This window comes from Mesorhizobium sp. M8A.F.Ca.ET.021.01.1.1 (genome assembly GCF_003998025.1).
Classification (GTDB): domain Bacteria; phylum Pseudomonadota; class Alphaproteobacteria; order Rhizobiales; family Rhizobiaceae; genus Mesorhizobium.
Window position 1 is genome coordinate 1 of record NZ_RZSJ01000385.1, and the last position, 6041, is coordinate 6041.

Sequence of the window (6041 nt, forward strand, 5' to 3'; positions counted from 1 at the left end):
GTTGTAGATCACCGAGCCGTCCGTGCCCGGGAAGCGGTAGCAGAGGAAGTCGGTGCCCGGGGTCTTGTTGGCGGCGTGGAACTCGCCCTTGGCCCAGTCGCCCATGACCTGCACCAGCGCATCGCCCTTGATGACCATGGCGGTGGCGAGGTTCCAGTCGCGGCCCGAGAAGTTCGGGTCGACATAGGTGACGAGCTTGGCGAGGTTGTCGAACGACTTCTTCATCGTGTCGGACTTGAGCGAGGCGTCGTCGAGGTCGTTCATCGCCTTCTTGTAGAACTCCGGCCCGCCGGTCGACAGCACGACGGAATCGAACATGGTGGCTTCCTGCCAGTTCTGGCCGCCAAGCGCGAGCGGCGTGACGCCGGCCGCCTTGGCCTTGTCGAGCAGGGCGATGAAATCATCGAAGGTCTTCGGCTCGGCGCCGCCGATCTTGTCCATCACCGCCTTGTTGATCCACAGCCAGTTGACCGAGTGGACGTTGACCGGAGCGGCAACCCACTTGCCGTCATAGACGGAGAATTTCTGCAGGGCGGCCGGAACCGATTTGTCCCAGCCTTCCTTCTTCGCCGTCTCGGTGAGGTCGCCCATCACGCCGGCCGCGGCATAGTCGAGCACGGTATAGCCGAGCATCTGCGAGGCGGTCGGATAGTTGCCGGCCGCGACCATCGCCTTCAGCGCGGTCATGGCGGCATCGCCGCCGCCGCCGGCCACCGGCACGTCCTTCCAGGCATAGCCTTCCTTGGCCAGATCCTGCTTGAGCACGTTGAGGGCAGCCGCTTCGCCGCCCGACGTCCACCAATGCAGCATCTGCACTTCCTTGACGTCCTCGGCATGGGCCGCGAAAGCCAGGCCCGAAGCGAGAGCCGTTCCGATAAGCAGTTTGCGCAACATGTACTTCCTCCCTTGTTGCAACTCACGTGACCGGCGGATGCCGCCGGGGTCTCCCAACTCAGCCGACCCACCAACCGGTGCGCTGGCCGCGATGAAACTGGATTGTCTTTTCCTCGGTATAGTCCTCGACGGCGCGCTTGCCGAGTTCGCGGCCCAGGCCCGACTGCTTGTAGCCGCCGAACGGCAGTTCTGGATAACCTTCCATGAACGTGTTCACCCAGACCGTCCCCGAACGCACGCCCCGCGCCACCGACATGCAGGTGTCGATGCTGGCGCTCCACACACCCGCCGACAGACCATAGGGCGTGTTGTTGGCGATGTGCAACGCCTTTTCAATCGTTTCAAAAGTCAGCACCGAGAGCACCGGCCCGAACACTTCCTCGCGGGCGACGGCCATGTTTTCGGTGACGTTGCGTAAGATCGTCGGATCGAGATATTGGCCGGCATTGGAAGGGAGTTGCCCGCCGCCGCTGTAGATGCGGACCCCGTCACTCGCGGCGGCCGCGATGTAATCGGTGACCTTGGCCAGATGGTCGGAGGAAATCATCGCACCGACCTTGGTCCTGATATCGAGTGGATCGCCCACGGCTACCTTTGCGGTCAACGCCTTCACGGCGGCCAGGAAATCGTCGGCGATCGCTTCGTGCACGATCAACCGGCTGCCGGCATTGCAGCATTCGCCGGCATTGAAGAAGCCGCCGAACACCGCTGCATCGGCGGCCGCCTCGAGATCGGCATCGGGGAAGACGATCTGGCCGTTCTTGCCGCCGAGTTCCATCGAAACCTTCTTCAGGGAATTCGCGGCCGCCGCCATGGTCATCTTGCCGACGCGGGTGGAACCGGTGAACGACACCATCTCGACCAGGGGATGGCTGACCATTGGCGCGCCGACATCGGCGCCAAGACCGGCGAGGATGTTGACGACGCCGGCGGGCAGGCCAGCCTCCATCAGGATGTCGCCGAGCACGAAGGTCGAGGCCGACGTCATCTCGCTCGGCTTGACCACGGCCGTACAGCCGGCGGCCAGCGCGAAAGGCAGTTTCTGGCTGACGATGAGGAACGGGAAATTCCACGGCGTGATGATCGAGACGACACCGATCGGCTCGCGCAGCACGACGCCCAGCATGGCGTCGCCGAGATTGGCGTAGCTCTCGCCATGCAGCGTGCGGGCAAGCGAGGCGGCATAGCGCCAGATGTCGACGGCGCCGCCAATCTCGCCGCGCGCCTGGGTAATCGGCTTGCCGGATTCCAGCGCATCGAGGCGGGCGATGTCTTCCAGCCGGGCCTCGATCAGGTCGGCCGCCTTGAGCAGGATCGCGGCGCGCTCGGCCGCCTTCATGCGCGGCCAAGGACCGGTCTCGAACGCCCTGTGCGCGGCCTGCATCGCGGCTTCCACTTCGGCAGCCCCTGCCTGAGCATAGTGTGAAACGGTGAAGCCGTGGCCGGGGCTCTTGCGTTCCAGCATACGGCCGTCGCGGGCATCGACATGCTTGCCGTCGATCAGCAGCTTGTACGCCTTGGGCGCGGCGGAAGCCTCGGCGGGCATGGAAATCTTCAGAGGTGCATTCATGTGATTTCCACTCTGTCCTAGGAACGCGAAAACACGGGCTTCTGCTTGGTCTTGAAGGAGCCGACGCCGGCCTTGAGATCGCCGGTGAGCGCTATGAAACCGCTGGCCAGGGCTTCGGTCGCGGCAGCGCTTTCCTCGCCTTCGGCAACGGCGATCATCAGCTTGGCGGCTTCGGTCGCCAGCGGCCCGCGTTCGGCGATTTTCCCAGCCCAGGCCTTGGCTTCGTCTAACGCCTTGCCGGTTTCGACGACGCGGTCGACGATGGCAAGCACGAGCGCTTCAGCCGCCAGAAAAATCTCGCCACCGACAGCCATGCGACGCACCGTCTGGGCGCCGAAGCGGCGCACCGCGCGTTGCGTGCCGGACCAGCCGGGGACGACACCGATCGAGGTCTCGGGGAAGCCGAGCTTCACCTGGGTTTCGGCGACGCGAAAATCGCAAGCGACAGCCAGTTCCAGCCCGCCGCCGAGAGCATGGCCGGACAGAACGGCGATGGTCGGCTGCCGCAGCCGTGCCAGCCGGTCGAAGACACGGTGGCCGTAGCGCACCCATTGCACCTGGAAATCTGCGGCACTCATGCCGCCCCAGGCCTCGACATCGCCGCCGGCGCAAAATCCCTTGCCTTCGCCGCATATGAGGACGGCGCGGACATCTTCGGCGCTTTCCGCCTCATCGAGAGCCGCCTCCAGCGCGCGCAGCATCGGGATGTCGAGCGCGTTGAATTTTTCGGGCCGGCGCAAGGTGACGATGCCGATCGCGCCATCCCGCTCGAAGGTGACGAGGCGCTCAGCCATGCGCGCCTCCAAGCGAGGCGCCGCCATTGAGTGACAGGCCGATCGGCCGATCCTGGTAGAGCGCGGCCGGCGTCACCTTGAGGTCATTGGCCACGTTGAGCGGGATCTCGGCCTGTGCCAGCACATCGCGCTCGAGGTCGATACCGGGCGCCAGTTCCGTCACCATCAGCCCATCGGGCGTCAGCTTCATCACGCAGCGCTCGGTGACATAGGTGATGTCCTGCCCTTGAGCGACGGCACGCTTGCCCGAGAAGGAGATATGCTCAACCTCATTGACGACTTTCTTGACCTTGCCCTCCGCATCGATGCGAATGCCGCCATCGGCCAGCGAGAGCTTTGCCCCGGCGTTGAAGAAGCCAGAGAAAACAATCTTCTTCGCCCGTGACGTGATGTCGACGAAGCCGCCGGCGCCGGCGGTGACATGCGGCCGCGCCGAAAGTTTCGAGACATTGACCGAGCCGTGGCGGTCGATCTGCAGGAAGGAGAGCAGCGAGGCGTCGAAGCCGCCGGCCTGGAAATAGATGAACTGGTGCGGCGAGGGCATGATCGCCTCGGCATTGGAGGCGCAACCGAACTTGAAGTCGAGCAGCGGCACGCCACCGACGGCACCCTGTTCGATCACCCAGGTGACCTTGCCGTGCTGGCCTTCTTCCAGAAGGATGCGCGGCACGTTGGCCGAGATGCCGAAGCCTATGTTGACGGCCATGCCGTCGCGCAGCTCCATGGCGACGCGGCGCGCGATCACCTTCTGGACGTTCATCTCCGCGTTGCGGAAGGTCGACAGCGGCCGGAAGATCTCACCCGAAATCGCCGGATCGTAAGGCGTCAGCGTCGTCTGTAACTGGTCGGGCGCCACGACGATATGGTCGACCAGCACGCCCGGCACGCGCACATCATGCGGCTTCAGCGTGCCGTTCTCGACGACGCGCTTGACCTGCGCGATGACGATGCCGCCATTGTTGCGGGCGGCGAGCGCCTGTTCCAGCCCACCGAGATAGGCGCCCTCATGCTCGTAGGTCAGGTTGCCGCGCTCGTCCGCCGTGGTGGCGCGGATGATCGAGACTTGCGGCACGATGGCGCGGAAATAGAGCCATTCCTCGCCGTCGAATTGCTGCACCGAGACGATCGGTTCGCCGGCGGCGGCGTTCATGGCGCAGCCCTGGTGGCGCGGGTCGGCGAAAGTGTCGAGGCCGACCTTGGTCAGCACGCCCGGCCGCTTGGCGGCGGCCTCGCGGTGCATGTCGAACAGGATGCCGGACGGCACGTTATAGGCGGCGACGGAATTGTCGCCGATCATCTTCCAGATCTGCGGCGGTTCGGCCGAGGAGGGCCCCGACGGATAGGAGCCGCACAGCGTGCGCTTCAACAGGCCGGGCTTGGCCAGATGATCGATGCCCTTGATGCCATACATGTCGCCGGCGGCGATGGGATGCAGGGTGGTGATGTCCTTCGGATGGCCTTCGCTGTCGAAGCGTTCGCCGATGGCGGCGAGCACGGCGTCCGGACAGCCAAGACCGCTCGACGAGGACACCGAGACGACCATGCCGTCCTTGATCAGGCTGGCTGCCTGCGCCGATGAAACGACCTTGCTCAATTCATGCTCCCGAGTTTCGGGTCGATCTTGACGGCTCTGCCGGAATTGGCCGACTGCAATGCCGCCTCGGCCGCTGTGAGCGACCAGATGCCGTCCTCGCCGGTGGCGGAGGGCTGGTCCTCGCCACGGATCGCGGCATGGAACCGGCCCACCGACCTGGCATAGAGGTTGTCGCGGTCGAAGCTCAATTCTTCCTCGCCACCCGCGGTGCGCAGCGTCACCGTGCCGACCGGTTTCTGCGTCATGACATTGCGGGCGATCAGCGAACCCTGCGAGCCGTGCACCTCGAAACCGGTGTCGGCAAATCTGGTGGTGAAGCCTTCATGCGATTGCGCGATGAGGCCCGACTTGAAGCGCCAGATGCACATGGCGCCGTCTTCCAACCCGCTGCCGGCCATGCCGGCCGATTGCGTGAACGCGGAAACCTCGACCGGATCGTCGCCAAGCACAAAGCGAAGCGTGTCGGCATCGTGCACGGTGATGTCGAGCACCACGCCGCCGCCGGCCTCGGGCCTGGCGATGCGCCAACCCTGCAGGTTCTCGGGCAGGTAGACGGAATGGAAGACCCGCGCGGCAATGGGCTGGCCGATGCGGCCGGCGGCAATCGCCTCGCGCATCGCCCGGTGAGCCCCGGCATTGCGCAGATGGTGATTGGTGCCGAGCACAATGCCCGCGGCCTTGGCCGCGGCGACCATTCTACGCGCGTCGTCGCTGGTCAGCGCCAGCGGCTTCTCGCACAGCACATGCTTTCCTGCCTCGATCGCGGCGAGTGCCTGTTCGAGGTGCAGTTCGTTGGTGGTCGAGATGTAGACGGCGTCGATGTCGGATCCGAGCAAGGCATCGAGGTTTGATACGGCGGCCGGAATGCCATTTTCCCTTGCATAGGCCGCGGCGCGTTCCTCGCTGGAGCTCATTACAGCCGCGATCTCGCCATCGGCTTGCGCGCGAACGGCGTCGATCATGAATTGCCGGGCGATCGTGCTGGCGCCGATCAGCCCCCATTTGATGCTCATCTTGCGGCTCCCGTTGCCGCGGGCCTGTTTCGCGTGCGGCGATCTGGGCCGCAGCTTTCCCTGACCACGAGATTGACGGCGCCGATATGGTCCTCGGCGCGCGTGGTGCGCGACTGGATCATCTTGATCATGACGTGGGCCGCGCGTTCGCCGAGACCGGCGGAGTCCACCGCAAC

Annotated in this window: 5 protein-coding genes and 1 pseudogene; all 6 read right to left on the reverse strand. The window is 65.0% G+C overall.

Features of this window, described 5'->3' with window-relative positions; genetic code table 11:
• The coding region (locus tag EOA36_RS24575; RefSeq protein ID WP_145969288.1) for an ABC transporter substrate-binding protein at nt 1-894 on the reverse strand (894 nt) is incomplete at its 3' end.
• A gap of 58 nt (nt 895-952) precedes the next feature.
• Nucleotides 953-2464 (reverse strand): aldehyde dehydrogenase family protein, encoded by a 1512-nt coding sequence (locus EOA36_RS24580; RefSeq protein ID WP_127279784.1) that lies wholly within the window; start codon nt 2462-2464, stop codon nt 953-955.
• 17 nt (nt 2465-2481) lie between these two features.
• Nucleotides 2482-3258, reverse strand: a complete 777-nt coding sequence (locus EOA36_RS24585; RefSeq protein ID WP_127279785.1) for an enoyl-CoA hydratase/isomerase family protein — start codon at nt 3256-3258, stop codon at nt 2482-2484.
• Nucleotides 3251-4852: an acyl CoA:acetate/3-ketoacid CoA transferase gene (locus EOA36_RS24590; RefSeq protein WP_127279786.1), complete on the reverse strand. Its 1602-nt coding sequence runs from the start codon at nt 4850-4852 to the stop codon at nt 3251-3253. Before EOA36_RS24590 ends, EOA36_RS24585 begins: the two co-directional genes overlap by 8 nt.
• On the reverse strand, nt 4849-5865 hold the full coding sequence (locus tag EOA36_RS24595) for a Gfo/Idh/MocA family oxidoreductase (protein WP_127279787.1): 1017 nt from the start codon (nt 5863-5865) through the stop codon (nt 4849-4851). Before EOA36_RS24595 ends, EOA36_RS24590 begins: the two co-directional genes overlap by 4 nt.
• Nucleotides 5862-6041 (reverse strand): annotated as a pseudogene (locus EOA36_RS24600) (LacI family transcriptional regulator); the annotation flags it as partial. The gene EOA36_RS24595 and the pseudogene EOA36_RS24600, both read right to left, overlap by 4 nt.